Annotated in this window: 14 protein-coding genes; 3 read left to right on the top strand and 11 right to left on the bottom strand. The window is 50.4% G+C overall.

Annotated elements, in window-relative coordinates; genetic code table 11:
• Positions 1–9: 9 nt before the first annotated feature.
• The 5 genes from SAQUA_RS23015 to greB form a co-directional block, all read right to left on the bottom strand.
• Complete coding sequence (locus SAQUA_RS23015) at positions 10–249, bottom strand: FeoC-like transcriptional regulator (RefSeq protein WP_380676701.1); 240 nt, start codon at positions 247–249, stop codon at positions 10–12.
• Positions 249–2564, bottom strand: a complete 2316-nt coding sequence (feoB, locus tag SAQUA_RS23010) for a Fe(2+) transporter permease subunit FeoB (RefSeq protein ID WP_380676703.1) — start codon at positions 2562–2564, stop codon at positions 249–251. Before feoB ends, SAQUA_RS23015 begins: the two co-directional genes overlap by 1 nt.
• Positions 2565–2645: 81 nt before the next feature.
• Positions 2646–2870 (bottom strand): ferrous iron transporter A, encoded by a 225-nt coding sequence (feoA, locus tag SAQUA_RS23005; RefSeq protein ID WP_380676705.1) that lies wholly within the window; start codon positions 2868–2870, stop codon positions 2646–2648.
• Positions 2871–3493: 623 nt separating this feature from the next.
• Entirely contained in the window at positions 3494–5824 is a 2331-nt protein-coding gene (locus tag SAQUA_RS23000; RefSeq protein WP_380676707.1) for a Tex family protein, read from the bottom strand.
• 169 nt (positions 5825–5993) lie between these two features.
• Complete coding sequence (gene greB, locus SAQUA_RS22995; protein ID WP_380676709.1) at positions 5994–6476, bottom strand: transcription elongation factor GreB; 483 nt, start codon at positions 6474–6476, stop codon at positions 5994–5996.
• A gap of 387 nt (positions 6477–6863) precedes the next feature.
• Between greB and ompR the strand changes: the two genes are divergently transcribed.
• The gene (gene ompR / locus SAQUA_RS22990) at positions 6864–7583 is read left to right on the top strand and encodes a two-component system response regulator OmpR (RefSeq protein ID WP_004709363.1); all 720 of its coding nucleotides are present in this window, start codon (positions 6864–6866) and stop codon (positions 7581–7583) included.
• Positions 7580–8947 (top strand): two-component system sensor histidine kinase EnvZ, encoded by a 1368-nt coding sequence (gene envZ / locus SAQUA_RS22985; protein ID WP_380676715.1) that lies wholly within the window; start codon positions 7580–7582, stop codon positions 8945–8947. The genes ompR and envZ overlap by 4 nt, the downstream gene beginning before the upstream one ends.
• 123 nt (positions 8948–9070) lie before the next feature.
• Here the strand turns inward: envZ and pckA are convergent, their stop codons facing one another.
• The 6 genes from pckA to SAQUA_RS22955 all read right to left on the bottom strand — a co-directional run bounded on the left by pckA (position 9071) and on the right by SAQUA_RS22955 (position 17076).
• Positions 9071–10690, bottom strand: coding sequence for a phosphoenolpyruvate carboxykinase (ATP) (gene pckA, locus SAQUA_RS22980; protein ID WP_380676717.1), 1620 nt, complete (start codon positions 10688–10690; stop codon positions 9071–9073).
• A gap of 509 nt (positions 10691–11199) precedes the next feature.
• Entirely contained in the window at positions 11200–12315 is a 1116-nt protein-coding gene (locus SAQUA_RS22975) for a hypothetical protein (protein WP_380676719.1), read from the bottom strand.
• Positions 12316–12854: 539 nt separating this feature from the next.
• Positions 12855–13733 (bottom strand): Hsp33 family molecular chaperone HslO, encoded by an 879-nt coding sequence (gene hslO / locus SAQUA_RS22970; protein WP_380676721.1) that lies wholly within the window; start codon positions 13731–13733, stop codon positions 12855–12857.
• Positions 13734–13761: 28 nt separating this feature from the next.
• Positions 13762–14166 (bottom strand): ribosome-associated heat shock protein Hsp15, encoded by a 405-nt coding sequence (gene hslR, locus SAQUA_RS22965; RefSeq protein ID WP_380676723.1) that lies wholly within the window; start codon positions 14164–14166, stop codon positions 13762–13764.
• Positions 14163–14843: a GMP/IMP nucleotidase gene (gene yrfG, locus SAQUA_RS22960; protein ID WP_380676725.1), complete on the bottom strand. Its 681-nt coding sequence runs from the start codon at positions 14841–14843 to the stop codon at positions 14163–14165. The genes hslR and yrfG overlap by 4 nt, the downstream gene beginning before the upstream one ends.
• A gap of 94 nt (positions 14844–14937) precedes the next feature.
• A complete protein-coding gene (locus SAQUA_RS22955) occupies positions 14938–17076 on the bottom strand; it encodes an IgaA/UmoB family intracellular growth attenuator (RefSeq protein ID WP_380676727.1) in 2139 nt (712 codons plus the stop codon).
• A gap of 492 nt (positions 17077–17568) precedes the next feature.
• Between SAQUA_RS22955 and nudE the strand changes: the two genes are divergently transcribed.
• Positions 17569–18123, top strand: a complete 555-nt coding sequence (nudE, locus tag SAQUA_RS22950; RefSeq protein ID WP_380676729.1) for an ADP compounds hydrolase NudE — start codon at positions 17569–17571, stop codon at positions 18121–18123.
• Positions 18124–18128 lie beyond the last annotated feature (5 nt).

Genomic DNA, 18128 nt, shown 5'->3' with positions numbered 1-18128 from the left:
ATCCTTGCCTTAGCGCTTAAAACGATAAATCACTGTACTGCAACCTTGGCCTTCCGGGCAGCTCTTACAGCTGCCACTCAAGCACTGGCTGGCGTCTTGCTCAACGCGTTCGGCTTTACCCATTGCGGTCAAGCGTTCCAGCATCGCCTCTACCAAAGGCAGAGGCGTTGCCAACTGTCGGCTCAGTTGCTGAGCCTGAGCGCTGCCCTGCAGGGCAAGGGCATCACGGATTTGTAACAGGCTGGCCATCAGTGACAATCACCTTGTGGCGCCTGACAACATGCTGCTGGAGTAGCACTACGCAGGCGGATCGTTACGCGGCTTCGTGCCTTACGTAAGCCCAGCAGCACCAGCACGTTAAACAGTATTACCATCAGGATCGCCACCAGACTGTATTGCGGATGCTGGTTGAACGTTGCTATCTGATAGAACAGGGTGGCTAGTGAATAAGCGATATTCAGCCCCCATAGAATCGAGAAGGTCATCCAGCCACGGCTTGATTCACGCGCGATTGCGCCCATCACCGAAACGCAAGGTACGTACAACAGTACGAAGATCAGGTAGCTGTAAGCCGAAATAGAGGTGCCAAACTTGCTGCTCATTACGCCCATTGAGCCAGCCCCCATTTCACCGTCGCCCTTGCTGGCCTCGATAGGGTTCGAGAGTACACTCAGGCTGAAGGTATCCTTCAGGCCTTGCCAGGTCTGCTCTGCAGCTGCACCCAACTCAGCAAACAGGTTGAAACTTTCGGCATCAAAAGGTTGGTTGGTAATGTGCTCGGCGGTATACAGCGTGTTGAGTGTCCCCACCACTACTTCTTTTGCCATCGCTCCGGTTACCAGACCGACGGTCGCCTGCCAGTTATCACTGTGAACCCCCATGGGTTGCAGCAGCGGGGTCAGCACTTTGGAAACCGATGCCAATGCCGAATCGTTGATGCTGTCTACCGGTTTGCCGCTGAAAGAGAAACTGTTCAGACCGCCGATAAAGATACTGGCAATCACGATCACTTTCCCAGCACGCAGTATAAAGCCTTTCAGACGCTGCCAGGTTTGCAGCAGCAGGCTTTTCAGGTGTGGTACGTGATAAACGGGCAGCTCCATGACGAAAGGCGAGGCTTCACCGCGCATGATGGTATATTTCAATACTAGGCCGGTGAGGATAGCGACGACGATACCCAGCATGTAGAGCGAAAATACCACACCGGCCCCGTCCTGCCCAAAGAAGGCGGCGGCAAAGACGGCAAAGATTGCCAGGCGTGCGCCGCAGGACATGAATGGCGCCATCATGATGGTGATCAGCCGTTCACGCTGAGCATCCAGGGTACGTGCGCCCATAATCGATGGCACGTTGCAACCGAAGCCGACGATCAACGGTACGAATGATTTACCCGGCAGCCCGAGAATTTGCATCAGGCGATCCATAACGAATGCAGCACGCGCCATGTAACCGGAATCCTCCAGAAATGACAGGAACAGGTACATCATGCCGATTTGCGGCACCAGGGGGAGTACGGTATTGATACCGCCACCCACACCTTGGGCCAGGAAAATAGTCAGCCATTCCGGGAAGTGCAGGGTATAACCAACCCACTGTATCCCATTGATAAAGATAGCGGCTGAGCCGAGTTCAAAAATTGGCTGTAACGCTCCGCCGATGTTGATCGCCAGCAAGAACATCAGATACATCACCAGCAGGAAGATCGGCACCCCCAGCCAGCGGTTGAGGATCACTTTATCCAAGGCTTCGGTCAGGCGGTTTGGCATCGCCTGTTGCGAATTACTGACCGCATCGCAAATAGTGGCGATCGACTGATAGCGGGCGTCGGCAATCACCAGGGCGGGATCTTCCTGCTGCTGCTGTTGCAAGGTCTGCCGGGTTTGCGGCAGCAACTCGGCGGCTTTACCAACCAGTTGGTGGCTGTAGATATCCCCTTCCAGCATTTGCAGGGCCAGCCAGCGGCGCTGCTCGGTTGGCAAATTCTGCGGCATGGCGTTGCTGAGTTTGGTCATTTCGCTCAACAGCAGCGGCGGGTAGTTCACCAACGCTTTCAATTCATTGAATTGATGGTCGTCAATCATTTGCTTCAGGAGCTTAATACCGTCAGCTTTTGTTGAGACCAATGGCACCACCGGGCAGCCGAGCCGCTCAGTCAGGGCGGCGATATCGATTTCGATATTCTGGCTCTTGGCGATATCCTGCATGTTCAATGCAACGATGCATGGAATACCGAGCTCCAACAGTTGCAGCGTCAGATAGAGGTTCCGCTCCAGATTGGAGGCATCCACCACGTTGATCAGTAAATCCGCTTCACCGCTCAGGATATAGTGGCAGGCAATCTGCTCGTCCAGAGAGGTTTGCTCAGAGATGGTGGTGAGGGAATAAGTGCCGGGTAAATCAACCAGCGTTACCTGTGACTGTGCCGTAGTAAACTGGCCTTCCTTACGTTCGACCGTGACTCCGGCCCAGTTACCGACCCGCTGGCGTGCCCCGGTGAGCTGGTTAAACAACGTTGTTTTCCCTGAATTCGGGTTACCGATTAAGCCAATAGTGATTTTTTTCATAGTCCAACGTGATATCAGCAAATTAAATATTGGCCGCGCATTTATGCATGCACGGAAAAGACCTGAACTGAAAATGGCGAGCTAGGGTTGGCCATCAAGCAGGATCAGATCCAAATCTTTTTTCCGTAGTACCAGATTGACGCGGCGAGTTCTTATTTCTATCGGGTCACCAAGGGGGGCAACACGTACTACGTCGAATAGTGAACCGGGTAACATGCCTAGCGAGAGTAGCTTCTGGCGATAAGCGGGGCTGATTTCGCTGGAGAAACCGGTGATTTTATAGGTCTTTTTAGGAAGAAGATGCATATTACCTTCTCAATGATTTGGACGTTCCTGCTGGAGCGTCACTTTCATAACCATCTGCCGCCCAAATATCTGTAGAGAGATAAATGGGGCCGGACCAGTTGAACTGGTGAACAATAAAATAGCACAGTAAACACGCAAGGCAATAATAGTGAGAACGATTATCGTATTCAATACAAAAAACAAAGATATTAGTTAATAATTGTTATTACAGTCACATTTGCAGTGAGATGATTTAATGACGCTAGTTTTAGCATTAAGCAAAAAACAGTGCAAATGGGGGTAATAAGTTAATAAAGTTAACGCGTTGTGCTTATTTGGAGTTTTATGAAACATTTTGCTGATGGGTTTGACCCGTTATTGCTGACAGAAATAAGTATAACAATAGTTTGGTAACATTCTGTTCTGTAAATGATAGGGGTAACTATTTGTGTTTACGATAGAAATGGTAATCTGACAGAGTACGGCTAAAAATAATGTTAACAAATAGTGTATATATAAGATGTTAATAAGCAGGGCTAAGCGGGAAAACGTTATAATGCGGCTGAGTAAAAATAAATCATTTTCTTGCTGTAGGTCAAAAATTAACGAGAAAGGGGCGGTGTCTAAACCACCCCACAATCAGTTTAGCGTTTTTTGCCAAAAGCGGCGGCAAGTGCATCACCCATAACACTGTTACCTGCCGGGGTGCTATTACGCGGTTTGGCCTTAGCGGGTTGACGAGAAGCATTGTCGCGCACTGGCGGGTTGTTACCGCTCCCTCCGCGTCGCGCTGAACCTTCACCCGGTTGCTCGTCCAAACGCATGCTGAGCGCGATACGCTTACGCTGCAGATCGACTTCCATCACCTTCACTTTGACGATATCACCGGCTTTAACCACAGTGTGCGGATCTTCAACGAATTTATCGGCTAATGAAGAGATATGCACCAGGCCGTCCTGATGGACACCAATATCAACGAATGCGCCGAAGTTGGTGACGTTAGTCACTGAACCTTCGAGGATCATGCCTATTTGCAGGTCGTTCAGCGTTTCCACACCTTCGGCAAACGTGGCGGTCTTGAATTCAGGGCGTGGGTCGCGGCCCGGTTTTTCCAGCTCTTTCAGGATATCCGTTACCGTTGGCACCCCGAATTTCTCATCGGTAAAATCGCTGGCCTTGAGGCTGCGCACCGTGCCAGGATTGCCCATCAAATCCTGTAAGGCCAGATGAGTAGCCGCCAGAATACGTTCGACAACCGGGTAAGTTTCCGGGTGAACCGTAGAAGCATCCAGCGGGTTGTCACCGTGATTGATGCGCAAGAAGCCCGCACATTGCTCAAAGGCTTTTGGCCCTAAACGGCTGACCTTGAGTAACTGTTCCCGGTTGCTGAAACGGCCATTCTCGTCGCGCCAATTGACGATGTTCTGTGCCATCATTTTTGTGAGACCTGCGACACGGGCCAACAACGGTACGGAAGCGGTGTTCAGGTCAACGCCGACGGCGTTCACGCAGTCTTCTACCACCGAGTCCAGCTTCTTCGCCAACTGACTTTGGCTGACATCGTGTTGGTATTGGCCGACGCCAATCGATTTGGGATCGATTTTCACCAATTCTGCCAGTGGATCCTGCAGGCGACGGGCAATGGAAACGGCACCGCGCAAGGATACGTCGAGGTTTGGAAATTCCAGCGCAGCCAACTCAGAGGCAGAATAAACCGAAGCACCAGCCTCACTGACGATCACTTTCTGCGCTTTTACCGCTGGGAACTGCTGTTGCAGCTCGGCAAAGAAACGCTCGGTTTCACGAGAAGCGGTACCGTTGCCGATGGCAACCAGCTCAACGTGGTGTTTGATGCATAACGCAGCCACAGCGGCGGCGGCTTTGGCAGCCTGACCGGTGTGCGGATAAACGGTATCGGTGGCCACCAGCTTGCCGGTAGCATCGACAACGGCAACCTTAACGCCAGTTCGCAGGCCCGGATCCAGGCCCATGGTGGCGCGCATGCCTGCGGGGGCAGCCATAAGCAGATCGTGCATGTTACGGGCAAAGACGTTGATGGCTTCATCTTCTGCTCGTTCACGCACGGTACCCATCAGTTCGGTTTCCAGGTGCAGCAGGACCTTGATGCGCCATGTCCAGTTGACCACCGTTTTGCGCCAGGCATCGGCAGGGGCATTATTCAGGCGCAGGTTGAGATGGTTGATGATGATCAGTTCACCCTGACTTTCGCGTGGTGCCTCCTCAAACTGAGGATCGGCGTTCAACGCAAGTTGCAATACCCCTTCATTGCGGCCACGAAACATTGCCAGTGCACGGTGTGAAGGTACCTGCGAAATGGGTTCATGGTGATCGAAGTAATCGCGGAATTTGGCACCTTCTTCTTGTTTACCTTCGACAACTTTGGACACCAGATGGGCATTTTTCCACAGGTAGTCACGCACTTTGGCCAGTAGAGTGGCATCTTCGGCAAAGCGTTCCATCAGAATATAGCGCGCACCGTCCAGTGCTGCCTTGACGTCGGCTACGCCCTTTTCGGCATCGATGAACTGTTCAGCCAATGATTCGGGTTGTTGCTGCGGATCCTGCCAGAGCGAATCTGCCAGAGGTTCCAGACCAGCCTCAATGGCAATTTGCCCACGTGTGCGACGTTTAGGTTTATAAGGCAGATAGAGGTCTTCAAGCTCGGTTTTGCTCTGTGTGGCGTTAATCGCCTGAGCCAGTTGTTCGGTCAGTTTACCCTGCTCATCAATTGACTTGAGGATGGTTTGCCGACGATCTTCCAGTTCACGCAGATAGCCCAGGCGGGTCTCCAACTGACGCAGTTGGGTGTCATCCAGGCCCCCGGTGACTTCCTTACGATAGCGTGCGATAAACGGCACGGTATTACCTTCATCCAGCAGACGGATAGCGGAGTCAACTTGCTCCGGTCGTGCCTGCAGTTCTGTTGCAATAATACGGCTAAGTGGGTCAGTCATAAGTCAGGTATCTGTATAGGAACGATAATCAATAGTGGGACAGTTATACGGTTTGCAGGGGTAAAATACCAGCGCACATGGCCGTAGCTTTGATAATGCCCCGGAACTTTAGCTCATTGCTAGATAAGGAGCACCCACCCTCAATGATGGACGTTCGAAAAAGACGGAATTATTCACTCTCTTTGACATACTCAATCTCGTTAACAGACCAGTAGGCAACCCCTGCTGGCGTTTGTACCGTGGCAGTGTCGCCGACTTCTTTTTTAAGCAAGGCACGAGCCATGGGAGAATCAATGGAGATGTAATCTTTGCGGCCAAAGATTTCGTCGTAGCCCACGATACGAAAGCGTTTGATATCGCCGTCATCATTTTCCACCTCTACCCAGGCCCCAAAGAAAACCCGTCCCTCCTGCTGTGGCGAGTAATCGACAATTTTCAGTTGTTCGAGGCATTTGGTGAGATAGCGTACGCGGCGGTCGATTTCACGCAGCCGCTTTTTATTGTACTGATAATCAGCATTTTCACTTCGATCGCCCAAACTGGCTGCCCAAGTGACTTTTTTGGTCACTTCTGGACGATCCTCGCGCCAGAGATAGTCCAACTCCTGTTTGAGCTTGTTGTACCCCTCGCGGGTGATCAGCAATGTTTTCATCAATAGTGGATCCATCAAATCACAGGGAGGCCGCTTAGCGGATGCTTACATAAACGAAGCGTATCTTATACTCACCGCCGACCAAACTGCACCATTGTTGATTTAACATTGTGCACTATAGGGTATAGTTTTCCCCCCATACACAGGGTTAAATCTGGTAAAGGTTCTTAACGCCTCGCTACATCGTTCTAATGAATACTGCTGATATTTGGGCCAAAGAATAAGCTTTGTAACAATTTCATCTAGAATGTATATCATTAAACGCTGTCAGTAACGGTGGGGTTTTTTAACAATACCAGCCTGTTGTCAAATAGCCGCCTGCGATATTGACGCATAAGTGCGGGCCACCGCCTAGAATCAGGCAATACAGCCTTTGGGAGTTAGACAATGCAAGAGAATCACAAAATCCTGGTCGTCGACGATGATATGCGCCTACGTGCGCTTTTAGAACGTTATCTAACCGAACAGGGTTTCCAGGTTCGTAGCGTGGCCAACGCAGAGCAAATGGATCGTTTGCTGACGCGTGAGTCTTTCCATCTGATGGTATTGGATCTGATGTTACCTGGCGAAGACGGGCTTTCTATTTGCCGCCGCCTGCGCAGCCAAAGCAACCCGATGCCCATTATTATGGTGACGGCCAAGGGGGAAGAAGTTGATCGGATTGTCGGGTTGGAAATTGGTGCTGATGACTATATTCCCAAGCCGTTCAATCCTCGGGAATTACTGGCTCGCATCCGCGCCGTGTTGCGCCGCCAGGCCAATGAGTTACCTGGTGCGCCGTCCCAGGAAGAAGCCGTGATTGCCTTTGGTAAATTCAAGCTCAATCTTGGCACGCGCGAAATGTTTCGTGAAGATGAACCAATGCCACTGACCAGTGGTGAATTTGCCGTACTTAAAGCGTTAGTCAGCCACCCACGTGAGCCGCTATCACGGGATAAGCTGATGAACCTTGCCCGTGGCCGGGAATACAGTGCGATGGAGCGTTCCATCGATGTGCAGATTTCTCGTCTGCGCCGCATGGTTGAAGAGGATCCTGCACATCCGCGCTACATTCAGACCGTATGGGGTCTTGGCTATGTCTTCGTTCCGGACGGTAGTAAAGCATGAGGCGATTGCGCTTTTCACCGCGTAGCTCGTTTGCACGAACGTTACTGTTGATCGTCACCTTACTGTTTGTCAGCCTGGTGACGACTTATCTGGTGGTGCTCAATTTCGCCATCCTGCCCAGTTTGCAGCAGTTCAATAAAGTCCTGGCGTATGAAGTCCGGATGTTGATGACCGATCGGCTGCAACTGGAGGACGGCACTTTGCTTGAAGTTCCGCCAGCGTTTCGTCGCGAGATCTATCGTGAATTGGGCATTTCTCTCTACACCAACGCCGCGGCGGAAGAGAGCGGTTTGCGCTGGGCGCAACATTACCAATTCCTCAGCCAGCAGATGGCACAGCAGTTGGGGGGGCCGACCGACGTGCGTGTCGAGGTAAATAAAAACTCCCCGGTCGTCTGGCTGAAAACCTGGTTGCAGCCGGATATTTGGGTGCGGGTGCCATTAACTGAAATTCATCAAGGCGATTTCTCACCGCTGTTCCGCTATACCCTGGCAATTATGTTACTGGCGATAGGAGGAGCCTGGCTGTTTATCCGTATTCAAAACCGCCCCTTGGTTGAGCTTGAACATGCCGCTTTGCAGGTGGGGAAGGGCAATATTCCACCACCGCTGCGCGAATATGGGGCCTCTGAGGTGCGTTCGGTGACCCGGGCCTTTAACCAGATGGCGTCCGGTGTGAAGCAGCTTGCTGACGATCGTACCTTGCTAATGGCAGGGGTTAGCCACGATCTGCGCACGCCGTTGACGCGTATCCGGCTGGCAACAGAAATGATGAGCGCTGAAGACGGTTATCTGGCGGAATCAATAAATAAAGATATCGAAGAGTGCAACGCCATCATCGAGCAGTTTATTGATTACCTGCGCACCGGCCAGGAAATGCAGACGGAAATCAGCGATCTGAATGCTATTCTCGGTGAGGTTGTTGCCACGGAAAGTGGTTATGAGCGAGTAATTGAAACCGACATCTTGCCGGGCGAACTGATGATGGATGTACATCCGTTGTCAATAAAACGTGCGGTGGTGAATCTGGTGGTGAATGCCGCTCGTTACGGTAACGGTTGGATCAAGGTAAGCAGCGGTCGTGAACTGCAACGTGGCTGGTTCCAGGTGGAGGATGATGGCCCAGGTATCAAACCAGGGGAACTTAAGCATCTATTCCAACCTTTTGTGCGTGGTGACAGTGCACGCAGTACGAGTGGTACTGGGTTAGGGCTAGCGATAGTGCAACGTATTATTGATGCTCATGCTGGCGTGCTGGATATCGGCACCAGTGAACGTGGCGGGTTGCGCATACGTGCCTACATTCCTTTACCGATAGAGAAAAGAGAATCCACAGATGGGCCAGTCAAAGAGAATGCCTCGTAACCATCCTTGCGGCAAATTCTTTGAATCCCCATAGTAAAAACATAAAAAAAGACGCGGGCTCCGCGTCTTTGTCAATAAGGGCAGGGGGCTCATTTGACTGCTATAGCACCCCTGCCGAGGGTATTACAGTTTCGGGCCCGCGCTGACCAATGCGGCACCAGCTGGTGTGTCGGTATACTTGTCGAAGTTGGTGATAAAGCGGTTCGCCAGATCGTGTGCCTTCTCTTCCCATTGCTCTATGCTGGCATAGGTAGCGCGTGGGTCCAGAATCGCTGGGTCAACCCCAGGCAAGCTGGTTGGCATAGCCAGGTCGAAAATTGGCAGCGTGATGGTTTCCGCTTTATCGATCTCTCCGTTAAGAATGGCGTCGATAATACCGCGCGTATCCTTAATCGAAATACGTTTACCGGTGCCGTTCCAGCCGGTATTAACCAGATAAGCCTGCGCACCTGCAGCCTGCATGCGTTTGACTAACACTTCTGCGTATTGGGTCGGGTGCAATGACAGGAAAGCCGCACCGAAACAGGCGGAGAAGGTAGGTGTCGGCTCGGTAACACCGCGCTCGGTACCGGCCAGTTTCGCGGTGAAGCCGGACAGAAAGTGATACTGGGTCTGGTTAGCCGTCAGGCGCGATACCGGAGGCAGGACGCCGAAGGCATCGGCAGTCAGGAAGATCACCTTGGTAGCATGGCCTGCTTTTGAAACCGGCTTGACGATGTTGTGGATATGGTAAATCGGGTAAGAAACACGGGTGTTTTCTGTTTTTGAACCGTCGTTGAAATCGACCGTGCCGTCTGCCAGAACCGTAACGTTTTCCAACAGGGCGTCGCGTTTGATCGCGTTGTAGATATCCGGCTCAGCTTCCTGAGACAGCTTGATGGTCTTGGCATAGCAACCGCCTTCAAAGTTGAAGACGCCGTCATCATCCCAGCCGTGCTCATCATCGCCAATCAGTTGGCGCTTCGGATCGGTAGACAAGGTGGTTTTACCCGTACCGGACAGGCCAAAGAACACCGCCACGTCACCTTTCTCGCCCACGTTGGCCGAACAGTGCATGGAGGCAATGCCTTTCAGCGGCAGCAGGTAGTTCATTATTGAGAACATCCCTTTCTTCATTTCGCCGCCGTACCAGGTACCGCCGATCAACTGCATGCGCTCGGTCAGGTTGAATGCCACGAAGTTTTCCGAGTTCATTCCCTGTTGTTGCCAGTTCGGGTTAGTGCACTTGGCGCCGTTCATCACCACAAAGTCAGGTTCAAAATCCTGCAATTCTTCTTCAGTGGGGCGAATGAACATGTTTTTTACAAAATGTGCCTGCCAAGCCACTTCCGTAATGAAGCGAACTTTCAGACGGGAATCCGGATTGGCACCGCAGAAGGTATCTACCACAAACAGGCGCTTGCCAGAGAGTTGTTCAGTAACCAGTTTTTTCAGATCTGCCCAGACTTCAGGGCTGAGGGGTTTGTTATCGTTTTTACCTTTGCCTTGATCGGCCCACCAGACGGTGTTACGCGTAATATCATCACGGACGATATATTTATCTTTTGGAGAACGGCCGGTGAAGATGCCGGTATCGACGGCAACGGCGCCCAGATTGGTTACTACTCCCCGCTCAAAGCCTTCAAGCGCTGGATCAGTCTCTTCCTTAAACAGTAATTCATAACTTGGATTGTGAACGATTTCACCAACGTTATGAATTCCATAAGCGGCAAGATCCTGATGGGTTATACCTTTAACACGCATGTCACTGCTCCTTGATCACAGAATTTCTTGCGACAATTGTAGGGATCCAGCGCGTTGTAACCGCGATAGGTATCAAATAATTAACGTATTAAACTTTTTTTAGTCAGGTTATGGGATGTAGAACACGGAAAAAAGCAAGCGTGCAAACGACAGCGCGTTGCGGTCTTTCCGCTGGGATAGGTTTGAATGTCACGACAGCAGGTGCATTTGCTATTGTGACATGCAATACAAAAGCTTTATCACTGAACTGAGAGTACTAGGCTGTGTCCCTTAATTGCCCGTGGTGCCGTCGCAGACCCAAAAGCCCGTTATCAAGGCGGAGGGTGAAGGGCAGAGTGGCCCTCTGTTCAAGCCCGACAACACAGAGAACGGGCTTTTGGGTCGCGACCCTTCGGGCTGGGGCCATTTGCGCGCATTGCTGCGTTGTTCGCCGCTTATTTGGTCCACCAAACCTCGCGGCTCACGCCTTGCCCTGTGCGCAAATGACCGCCAGCGGCGCTCGCGTGCAATTAAGGGACACAGCCTAGAACGGCATTACCAGTGAAGTCCCCGGTAGGAATGGTTTTTGCGGCTGGATTTTTTACTGGAGCAACATAAATGCGATCGCTTCCTCTACCATTAAGCAACACGCTGTCAAAACTGCCCCAGGGTTTCACGGTTTTTCCGCCCTGCTTTACGACAATGCCAATTTCCGGGTTGCTGGTAGTAACAAAATTGCTGGAGAAAACACTGTTGTCGGAAACCATTTGGACTTTTACCGGTATACTACGCTCGCTATTGCAGCGGTAATCGAGTTGAATCTCCTTACCATAGCGGCTGCCATCCAAGGTGATATCCGCACTGTTCAAATCGCCAAACTCTACAAGATATGCACTCTGATTATTGGCCTGGATGCTACATTCTACAGGAACCGGCAGTGTTTGCCCTTTAAGGGTGATATTAAAAGCCGGGAGTCGGTTTTTTGTCAGTTGTGCAGCCGGATTAGGGGATCTTTGCATAGAACGATAAACATTGGCGACTAACTGATCTCGTGGTATTAACACCGCACCACCAATCATGTCCTTACGGAGTTTTAATCTTAATGTTCCGGTAATTCCATATGTGCGGTACCCTTTTGCTATTCCAAGAACATCATAGGTTTGGCCAAAATAAACCCAATTGCGCATTGTTGCGTTTGGACTAGTCAAGACCTGCAAGTCAAGATATTCATTTAATTTTAGATAATTAGGATTGACATCAGAATCAGGGAGATCGCTTTCGGTGAGCATAGAGACGTAGACAGTTGTTTGGCCTGTTTGATTATTACTATTCAGCAGATAATCGCTCACACCTGGCGTTACATAGGGTACTTCAAGGGTAGCCCCTGCTCGGTTGCTTGGAAAGCTGAGCTGTGCTAGTTCCACTATGAAATTATTGGTCCCAGGATCAGCCCAATAGGTGTTTGGAAGGTTGGCATGAGCGGCTTGATTGACGGCAAAAAGCAGGAAAAGCGGCAGAGATAATATTAATCTACGACCCATTTTTTTACCCCTGCCAGCTTGCTCGTATCGTAAATCATTCACCCAATGGTCAGTTTTTCGCCAGCGGTAAGGTGTGTCAAACACCTTATAGTCAAAAGCAGCCATGATGATTTCCTTATTCTATTAATTCATTAATCATTCATATTTTCAAATGGTAACAAAGAATCATTTTTTATCAAAAAAACAGATCGTCAAGATCTTTTTTGTGAAGATAATTTGATGATGGAAACAGAATTAATGGGTTTGATTATGAAATGAGGTATTTCATCAAGCAGGATTTTATTTTCAGTAACGGTATCGATAACTGTTTCATATTATTCGAATGCGTAATAAAACAGAGGTGTTAGTAGATCCCTATTTTGATATTCATGGTCTCGATTATTGCACGTAACTTGTCAGGTAAATATGTTCCGGTATTTAGTAGGCGTCTATACTATTCATACTTCAAGTTGCATTATAAAAAACAATGGGTTTTTAAACAGCGCATGCGGGGCGAGCTCCAGATGTGGGCAAGCTTATGCGAGCCCAAGGGGAAATCACTTTATTGAGATTTCCCCTTGAGACTGTCGCTTTGCGGTATTCAAGGCAGTTGACGAACCATTTTTGCGGTTCTACCGATGACTTGAAGCCAGTTGTTCATTAACTTAATGCAGTTGCGCGCTGCCGTCGGTATTACCGGCGTAGAGCGTGGCAATATCTACCGAGTCGAACACGTAATGATTGCCGCAATAGTCGCAATGCATGTCAATGTTACCGTCTTGCTCCAGCATATCGGCGACCTCTGCTGTCGGGAGCGTCATTAACGCATCGGCACAGCGCTGGCGCGAACAAGTGCAGCGGAAAGTCACCTCCTGCGGTTCGTACAGCGTGACCTCTTCCTGATGGTAGAGACGATACAGCACTTCGTTAGCCGGTAGAGTGAACAGCTCTTGGTTCTTGATGGTGGCGGTCAGTTGCACCAGATGGTCGAAATCATCGGCATTACCTTCCTGTGCGGGCAGAACCTGCAACAACATGCCACTGGCGACTGGTTTCCCCTCTGATTCTCCTGTACGGATAAACAGACGTGTCGGCAACTGCTCGGACTGACGGAAATAGCCTTCCAGACACTCGGCCAGCGTTTCGCCTTCCAGGCTCACAACACCCTGATAGCGCTCACCTTCGGTTGGGCTGATGGTAATCACCATAATGCCGTTACTGAGCATTTGGTGCAGCGTGCTCTCAGCCGCAATATAGCCCTCTACACGGGCGACTCCGCGCATTTCCTGACGGTTGTTGCCGTTGATCACCGCCAGCTTCAGTGGGCCATCACCCTGTATCTGTACGGTAATGTCACCATCGAACTTCAGCGTGGCCGTCAGCAAGCTGGTTGCAACCAGCAGTTCGCCGAGTAGCGTTTGCACCGCAACCGGGTAGTCATGGTTGGTCAGGATCTGCTGAAAGGTTTCGCTGACGGTAACCAGCTCACCGCGCACCGCGTAGTTTTCGAACAGGTAACGGTGTAATTGGTCATGGTTGGACATAGTTTTCTCTCTTTAAGGTGAGGGATTATTACTGCTCACCAAATTTAAATTTGATCAGATCGCGCCGCTCTTTCTTATCTGGACGACGATCTGGATGCGGCATGGTCAGTGCATTCATCTTGCGAGCCAGCGCCATTTTTTCGCGGTTGGCAATGCTGGCTTCCGTTTCCTGGTACATCAGAATAGCTTCGCTTGCACTTCGTCGCTGGCCACTAACTGCCAGTACGACTACGGTGCGTTCTTCATTGCCCTGACGCAGCTTGATTTCAGCATTAATCTCAACAATTTTACTTGGCTTGCCGCGTTGCCCGTTGTAATGCACTTTACCGCCGTCGATCATTTCACGGGCCAGGGCACGGGTTTTATAAAAGCGTGCTGCCCATAGCCATTTATCCAGACGAACGGCATCATTAAGAACTTCTTTGGCTTTCATGTTCTCCTCCGCTCCAACGCCGGTATCAACAGACGATAATCGCTCATTGACGGAAAACGCTGGAAAGTCTTACTCGCCATACTGGAATCTGGGTTCTGCACGCCAAGGCAGTAGCGGATACCGAATTTACTGGCCGCATCCAGAATTGGCTCACTGTCATCGACAAACAGCGTGCGGTGCGGTTCAAAACCCGTTTGCTGTTGCACCGCCTGCCATAGACGCTGATCCTCTTTCGGATAACCAAATGTGTGGGTTGAAAGCAATAAATCAAGGTGCCGATCCAAACCTGTATGCTCAATTTTAACCGCCAGGCTATGTGGATGCGCGTTAGTTAGCAGGATGGTGCGGTGCCCGGCATGGCGTAAGGCTTGTAAAAATGGTGTGGTATCTTCTCGCAAGCGTGCACGGTTACCCACCTCGCTGGTCATCTGGTAGATATCCAGATCCAGACGCTCACACCAATAATCAAAACAGTACCAGTTCATCGTGTGCTGTACGGCAAGATATTCTTTATGGATAATCTTACGGGCTTCTTCGAGGGTAATGGCACGCTGTTCACTCAAGGCTAGCGGTACCCGCGTTAACCAGAAATGGCTGTCGAACTCCAAATCTAACAGGGTGCCGTCCATGTCCAGCAATACGGTGTCAATATCCTGCCAGTCTAATTCTGGAACCATGTAACAAACCCCTTTGCGGGTTAGCCATGACCCACAGATGATAGAAGATAATGCTATTAGTTTATCATAAGCAGATGATAGCGAGGGGCGCCGCTTAGATCACAGGGCGTATTGATATCGTGGTTAGCTGCGGATTAAAGCAACTTTGGTAATAGCGGTGAATATCAGCCATGCGATGTTGGTTTTTGCGCCAGCGCTGTACTAAACGCCAGGCGTTGTAGCCAAAGATAATGGTCAAGGTCAGCAGCAATAAGCTGGTACCGAGATAGCGCCACAGGGTGACCATATCCGGTTCGCTGTGCAGCGCGATATGACGGGTGCCGTTAGCATCCACAAAAGTATTGGTGATGACGCCATGCGCCTGGAAGGGCGTCTGCAACAATATTCTGCTAAGGCGTTGTAATTCTTTCCATTGGTCAAACGTATTATATTCGTTAAGCGGTTGAGCGGGCAGTGGATGCTCAACCAATTGCTTGCCTTCGTCGCTGGTGATCAAAAAACCGCCCGGTGGTGGAGTATTGAGCCGTGCTACAGCCTGAAGGGTTTCCTGAGTGAAAAATGCCGAAGTTGCGGCATTGGTCAGGTTTTCCAGTGATTCTGCGCTGATGGGCCGCAGAAGAACGTTAATCCCTTGTAGTGCGCCAGACTTTGCTCTTTTAACCAGACTGTTCCAGTTTTTAGCGTTACCCAAGTTGGTCAGGGCGTTCTTCAACCGGATGCAGTCGGCCTCTGTACCGCACAGATCCTGCGTTTTCAACACAATACCCGAAAAATCATCCAACAAGATCATACCTGATTTCTCTATCGCACTGGCTAACTGCGGATTGAGTTTCTGTTCGTTACCGCTTCGGTGTAACTGCCCATTAACTGCGGCTTGCAGGGCGGTAGCCTTGTTGATTACTTCAGACTCGGGTTGTGGTAATGGAGCAGAATTGTTCCAGTAGATCGCGGAACAGTCGAAAGGCATAAAGCTGGGAATGGTGGCAGGATTGTTGCCTGAGGGAACATAACACATGCCCGTGCCATGAATTTTCAGGGTATCCCCAATGTGCAGAGGGAGCGCTTCTAATGCCTGCACGCTGGAAACCTCGGTTCTCTGTGTGCCCTGTAGCCATGAACTGCTCAATTTAACCGGCAGACTGAGTGGAATGTAGGTTAGTACTAAGAGTAAAACAACCAGGGAATTAGCCGCCAGCACGGCGTTCTTGCCCCACTGTTGCAGAGGGAAATTTTTTACTTCGTCGTGCAGGGAAAGGTAGCGGCCATGGCGTATTACTTGCTTGTTGAGGTAAATATCCACGTTGGTCATTTTCCCAAGGTCTGGCGAGAGGTAAGGTTGCCAGTGCGGGGGATAGATCAAATCAATGGTTCCCAACGAGATATTGCTGTCTTGCTCTTGGTTGGACTCGCCGAACAACTCCCAGCGCTTTGGTATGCCGCGTAAACCGTGTACCTCTTTCAACTCGCTTTCAACCGGGCGGCGAAACAGGCTCCAGCAACCCCATGCGATAGCCAGCACGGCGAGAAAAATCATCCACGGGATCACTATCACTGGACTTATCAAGCTGAAAAACAGCAACAGCAGGGCGGTGGAGATGATAGCGGCTTCCTTGACGCCGTTGGGGCCGTTGAGTGCATGTTCTTCGCGAGTTTCCTTGCGGATATTCACCAATTCAACATGTTCGCTCTCATCCTTGCGAATCGCGGCATTTCTGGGGGCGGCAGTAACAGGAACGAGCGGTGAAGGTGGGCTATTGCAAATATGGTCAAGTAACGAATGACCGTTGAGTGAAATCACCAGGGGTAGCGTTTGGGTTTTGATCACTTCGACATGGTTATCGGCACTGATGTATTGCTCCCAGAATGGCGGTAGATGGATCTCTTCAGAGTCGAGATAATAGCGCCAATTGTTGGGTGCATCGCCCGCTAACCCATAGCGAGTAATAGCGTGCGTAATGGGGTAGACATCGTCGCTTTGTGCTGTAAGCGCCAGCTTGGCTGAGGGGCGCGCAGGTGCTCTTGGGAGCAACTTGTTTCCTGGCCAGTTGTTCTGCCGGTTGAGATAATATTCAATCGCCGTCCGTTCTTCAGCGGTAAGCTTGCGGTGTGTCGGTTTAATGAAGGTAAGGGAACTTGCCAAGGCAGATTTATTGCGGTGCTTGAACCAGACATAGATGCTGGCAGCGAGCAGGCAGGCAAGCACTAAGACCAATATTAACGCTATTGTGCTCATGCAACCCTCACCTTGGACTGATAGAACCGCCAATTCCGTTGTTTTAAAATCTCGCTTGAATTTTATTGGCGGATAAACGTGACATAATATACGGAGTTAACAGCTCAGAGATAGAAGGAGTGGCCGCTAAATTGTAAGCTGGCACCCATTTCAATGACATATCATGGCAGCCCCGTACAGTTCCTTATTTGCACGATCATAGCAATCCCTTCCTATGGCCCGATATCGGGTTTTTCTTATTTTCTCAAACAGTTTTTATTGAATTTGGATGAAAATTGCCGCCGTGCTGGCTACGCTTGTTAAAAAAAAGTAAATTACTGCCTAAGCGCGTTGCGAGCAAGGTTCTCATTAACGCACAATATGAACAAAATTGAGTTTAGTCAGTGTTTGAGAACCATCCGGTATGGCGCACCTTGCACATCATTATCCTGGTTACAGACCTTACTATCCCTTTTATTCAGTGGGATGGAATGTAACCTACTCGAGGCAATCATGGATAAACACCTGCAGAAACCTAAAATTCTGAAAGTAGAGACGGTCGCGCGTTCGCGTTTGTTTAACGTAGAGTCGGTCGATCTGGAATTCAGTAATGGTGTGCGGCGAGTCTATGAACGTATGCGGCCTTCTGAACGTGAAGCCGTGATGATTGTGCCAATTGTCGGGGATGACTTGCTGCTGATCCGTGAATATGCGGTTGGCACTGAATCCTATGAGCTTGGCTTTCCAAAAGGATTGATTGATCTTGGTGAGGGTGTGCTGGAAGCGGCTAATCGCGAACTGATGGAAGAGGTTGGTTTTGGTGCTAAGCGGTTTGATTTCCTGAGCAAACTGACGATGGCACCTTCCTATTTTTCCAGTCAGATGAATATTGTCGTGGCACAGGATCTCTATCCACAAAGCCTGGAAGGCGATGAGCCGGAGCCGTTACCGCAGGTGCGCTGGCCAATAGCCAATATGATGGCATTATTGGCTGAACCGGATTTCCGTGAGGCGCGTAATGTCAGCGCGTTGTTCCTGACAGAGGCCTTCCTGCGTGATGCCCGTTAGCCTTT

The sequence above is a fragment of the Serratia aquatilis genome, assembly GCF_044865145.1.
In the GTDB taxonomy this organism is placed as follows: Bacteria; Pseudomonadota; Gammaproteobacteria; order Enterobacterales; family Enterobacteriaceae; genus Chania; species Chania aquatilis.
This window is presented reverse-complemented; position numbering and strand designations above follow the sequence as displayed.